The organism is Streptomyces minutiscleroticus, assembly GCF_014650875.1.
Lineage (GTDB): Bacteria > Actinomycetota > Actinomycetes > Streptomycetales > Streptomycetaceae > Streptomyces > Streptomyces minutiscleroticus.
This window is the reverse complement of sequence record NZ_BMVU01000137.1, coordinates 1-4,924: the sequence shown is the minus strand read 5'-3', so window position 1 is coordinate 4,924 and position 4,924 is coordinate 1. Positions and strand designations below refer to the sequence as shown.

Sequence of the window (4,924 nt, the reverse complement as noted above, 5' to 3'; positions counted from 1 at the left end):
GCAGCTCGGGATGAGCGGTGAGATGGTCACGCAGCGCCACCGCCTGGCCCCCCAGACCCGCGGCCGACCTCGCCGACAACACCAACGGCACCACACCGCCCGCCACCGCAGGCACCGGAGCGGCTGCGGTCTCCGTGGGCTCGGTGACGAACTCCTCGATGATGACGTGGGAGTTGGTACCGCTCATACCGAAGGACGACACGCCCGCGCGCAGCGGGGCGTCCTCACGTGTCCATGCGCGTTCGCTCGCCAGCAGGGCGACACCGCTGCCGTCCCAGTCGACCTCGCCCGTGGGGTTGTCGGCGTAGAGACTGCGCGGCATCACACCGTGGCGCATCGCCATCACCATCTTGATGACACCCGCCACACCGGCCGCCGCCTGCGTATGACCGATGTTCGACTTCAGCGAACCCAGGTACAACGGCTTCTCGGCACTGTGCGCCCTGCCGTAGGTGTTCATCAGGGCCTGGGCCTCGATGGGGTCACCGAGCCGCGTCCCCGTACCGTGCCCCTCCACCAGGTCGATGTCCGCGGTGGTCAGGCCGGAGCCGGCCAGCGCGTCCAGGATGACCTGCTGCTGGGCCCTGCCGCTCGGAGCGGTGAAGCCGTTGGAGGCGCCGTCCTGGTTGACGGCGGTGCCCCGGACGACCGCCAGGATCCGGTGACCGTTCCTGAGCGCGTCGCTGAGCCGTTCGACCGCCAGCACGCCGGCGCCCTCGGACCAGCCGACGCCGTCGCCGTCGTCCGCATAAGCACGGCAGCGCCCGTCCGCGGACAGCACCCGCTGCCGGCTGTACTCCACGAAGAACGTCGGCGTCGCCATGATCGTGGCACCGCCCGCCAGCGCGATGTCGCACTCGCCGCTGCGCAGTGCCTGGCAGGCCAGGTGCAGCGCGACCAGCGAGGAGGAGCAAGCGGTGTCGATGGTCACGGCCGGACCCTCGAAACCATAGAGGTACGACAGCCGTCCGGCGGCGGCACTGGCCGCGGTGCCGTTGGTGATGAAGCCCTCGTAGCCGTCGGGCGCGGTGTGGAACCGGCTGCCGTAGTCCTGGTGCATGATCCCCACGAACACACCCGTACGGCTTCCCCGCAGGTCACCCGGGCGGATCCCGGCGTCCTCCAGAGCCTCCCAGGTCGTCTCCAGCAACTGCCGGTGCTGCGGATCGATGGTCTGCGCCTCACGCGGGGAGACACCGAAGAAGTCCGCGTCGAACCGGTCCACACCCTCGAGGAACCCGCCCTCACGGGTATAGCTCTTGCCCTGCGCGTCGGGGTCCGGGTCGTAGAGGTCCTCCACGTCCCAGCCACGGTCGGACGGGAACGCGGAGATGGCGTCACGGCCCTCACTGACCAGGTCCCACAGCCCCTCGGGCGAACGCACACCACCCGGGAACCGGCACCCCATGCCCACGATGACCAGTTGGTCGCCGTCCTGCTCGACGTCCGCGGCGGGCGTCCGGCCGGACACGGCGGCCGGTACGGTTGCGGCGGCGGCCGGTGCGGCGGAGCCGCCCAACGTCTCGGACAGGTAGCCGGCCAGCAGTGCGGGAGTCGGGTAGTCGAAGACGAGGGTGGCGGGCAGCTTCAGGCCGGTCGCGGTGGCCAGGCGCTGGCGCAGTTCCAGCGAGCTCATGGAGTCGAATCCGGTGTCGCGGAACGCCTTGTCGGGCGCGACCTGTCCGGCGTCCTGGTGCCCCTGTACCTCGGCGGCGTAGGTGCGCACCAGGTGCAGCAGGTCGTCGGTGCCGGTGGCCACCGTGGTGACCACCGTCTCCTTCCTGGCCCGGGCGGGGGTGGTGCGCGTGGCGGGGGCCAGTGCCTTCATCACCGCCGGGAGCAGGGAGTTCTGTCGCAGCCGCGCGGTGTCCAGTTCGACGGGGACGACGTTGGCCAGGCCCAGGTCGCCGGAGGCGTCCAGCAGCTCCATGCCGCGGTCGGTGGCGATGGCCTTCATTCCGCGGCGGGCCCAGCGTTCGTGATCGCTCTCGCCGAGGCCGGCTGTGATGCCGGTCTCCTGCGCCCACAGACCCCAGGCCAGAGCGGTGGCGGGCAGACCGGCCCGGTGGCGGCGGAGCGCCAGCGCGTCGAGGAAGGCGTTGCCTGCTCCATAGGCGGCTTGCCCGGCCACGCCGAGGGTCGCTGACACCGAGGAGAACAGTACGAACTGCCGCAGGTCCAGGTGGCGGGTCAACTCGTCGAGGTGCACGGCCGCGTCGACCTTGGGCGCCAGCACGTTGTCGAGCCGCTCGGCGGTCTGTCCGTCGATCAGTACGTCGTCGACGACGCCGGCGGCGTGCACGACGGAGGTCAGCGGGTGTTCCGCCGGTACCGACTCGATGAGGGCGCGTACCTGCTCCCGGTCGGTGACGTCGCACGCGGCGATGGTGACGTGGGCGTCCAGCCGCTCCAGTTCGGTGCGCAGTTGCTCGGCGGCCGCGTGTCCCGCTCCGCGGCGGCTGGCGAGCAGCAGGTGCCGGCCGGGCTGTGCGGCGGCCAGGTGCTTGGCCACCTCGGCGCCCAGGCCGCCGGTGCCGCCGGTGATGAGGACGGTGCCGTCGGGGTCGGGGGCGGAGGGCACCGTCAGCACGATCTTTCCGATGTGACGGGCCTGCTCGATGTACTTGAACGCCTCGGGTGCGCGGCGCAGGTCCCATGCGGTGACCGGCGGAAGGCGCAGCGAGCCGTCGGTGAACGCCTCCATCAGATGCCCGTACATACGGGCGATGACGTCGAGGTCGATCTGGTAGAGGTCGAAGGGCTGGTAATCGACGCCCGGGTGCGCGGCGGCCACGTCGGCGGCGGGCCGCAGGTCGGCCTTGCCTATCTCGATGAACCGGCCGCCCGCGTCCAGCAGGTCGAGGGAGGTGTCGACGAACTCACGGGCCAGTGAGTTGAGGACGACGTCGACCCGGCCGAACTTCTCCGCGAAGTCCAGGGTGCGGGAGGAGGCGAGATGATCGTCGTCGAGTCCCTCCGCCCGCAGCGCGTCCCACTTGCCGGGCGAGGCGGTAGCGTAGACCTCGGCGCCCATCCGGCGGGCCAGGCGTACGGCCGCCAGGCCGACGCCACCCGCACCGGAGTGGACCAGCACGGACTCGCCCGGCTGGAGCTTGGCCAGTTCGAAGAGGCCGTAGTAGGCGGTGAGGAAAGTGACGGGTATGGAGGCGGCCTCCGCGTAGGTCCAGTCGTCGGGTATGCGGACGAAGAGCCGCTGATCGCCGATGACGAACGGGGCGAAGCCGTGGTCCAGCGGGCCGCCGACGACCCGGTCCCCGGGACGCAGGTCACTCACGTCGGCGCCGGTCTCCAGCACCACGCCCGCGGACTCGCTGCCCATCTTGGCCTCGCCCGGGTAGGCCCCGAGCCGGATCAGCGCGTCACGGAAGTTCAGGCCGCAGGCGCGGACGGCGACGCGCACCTCGTGCGGCTCAAGCGGACGCCGGTCGGTGTCGTCGGCCGTCAGAGTGAGTCGGCGCGAGCGTACGTCGTCCAGGTCGAGGTGGTAGGAGTCCTGCGGGGTGTCCAGCGGCGCCTCCGCCCGGCCGAGCCGGGGGCAGTGGACCTCGCCGTCGCGCAGCAGCAGTTCGGGCTCGTCGGCGTACAGGCCGAGGGCCCTGGACATGGTGTCGTCGCCGACCTCGTGGCCGTCGGTGTCCAGCACGCCGAAGCGGTCCGGGTGCTCGGCGTGCACGGCGCGCAGGAAGCCGCCGATGGCGGCGCCAGCCGGGTCGTCCTGTGCGATGGTGACCACGAGCCTGCTGTCGTGCGGGGCGGCCAGCCAGGTGTGCACCGTCTCCAGCACGGAGCGCAGGACCTCGTGGGTGTCGGCGGCCAGGTCACCGTCACCGGCGGGCCGGGGCCGCAGCACCACGACCGGCGGTACGGGTGTATCGGCCGGCTCGGGGAGGACGTCGACCGCCGTCCACTCCACGCCGTCCGAGGGCAGGGTCACCGCGGTGGGCCGTACGGTCAGCAGGGACTCGGTGGCGGCACGTCCGGCGGCCCGCAGGGTGAGCGTCGCGACGCCGAGCACGGGAGCGCCCGAGGGGGTCGCCGCGTCCAGGCGTACGGAGTCACCCCGGCCCCGCAGGCGGATCCGCAGTGCGCGCGGTGCCTCGGCGGAGGCGTACGACACGCCGGCGAAGGAGAACGGCAGGCGTACGGTTCCGGAGTCGTTGGTCACGAGCAGCGCGTGCAGGGCGGCGTCCAGCAGTGCAGGATGGACCGCGAAGTCGTGGTCGTGCACCGGGTCGGACAGCCCGATGTCGGCGAAGACGTCGTCCCCGGACCGCCACACCGCACGCAGCCCGCGGAAGGCGGGCCCGTACTCGTAGCCGCAGGCGGCCAGGTCGTCGTAGGCGCCCTCGACGGGGACCGCCACGGCGTCGGCGGGCGGCCATGCCTGCTCGGCCCAGGTCGGTTCGTCCGCGGTGGCGGTCAGCGTTCCGGAGGCGTGGGTGACCCAGTCCTCGCCGATGCGGCGGGCCCGGATCATCAGCTCACGGTCGGTGCCCTCGTCCGGCGCGACCCACACCTGCACGTCGGTGTCGCCGGTCAGGGCCAGCGGGGCACGGACGATGAGTTCGCCCAGCCCGGCGGCCCCCGTGTAGCGCGCGGCCTGCGCGGCCAGTTCCACGAAGCCTGTACCCGGGAACAGGATCGAGTTGCTCACGACGTGGTCGCCCAGCCAGCGGGCGGTGCCGGGCGACAGCCGGCCCGAGAGCACCGCGCCTCCGGAGCCGGGCAGTTCGACGGCGCTGGTGAGCAGCGGGTGCTGGAGGCTGTTGGTACCGGCGCCCGCGCCGGTGAGCGGAGTGGAGCTCTGCCAGTAGCTCTGGTGCTGGAAGGCGTAGGTCGGCAGCGCGACCGGCCGTCCCGCCCCCAGCACCGCGGCCCACCGCGGACTCGCCCCGTGCACGAA

Annotated in this window: 1 protein-coding gene; it reads right to left on the bottom strand. The window is 72.3% G+C overall.

The genetic code is table 11. The annotated features are described in order from the left end of the window. The coding region (locus IE271_RS40125) for an SDR family NAD(P)-dependent oxidoreductase (RefSeq protein WP_190195365.1) at positions 1-4,924 on the bottom strand (4,924 nt) is incomplete at both ends.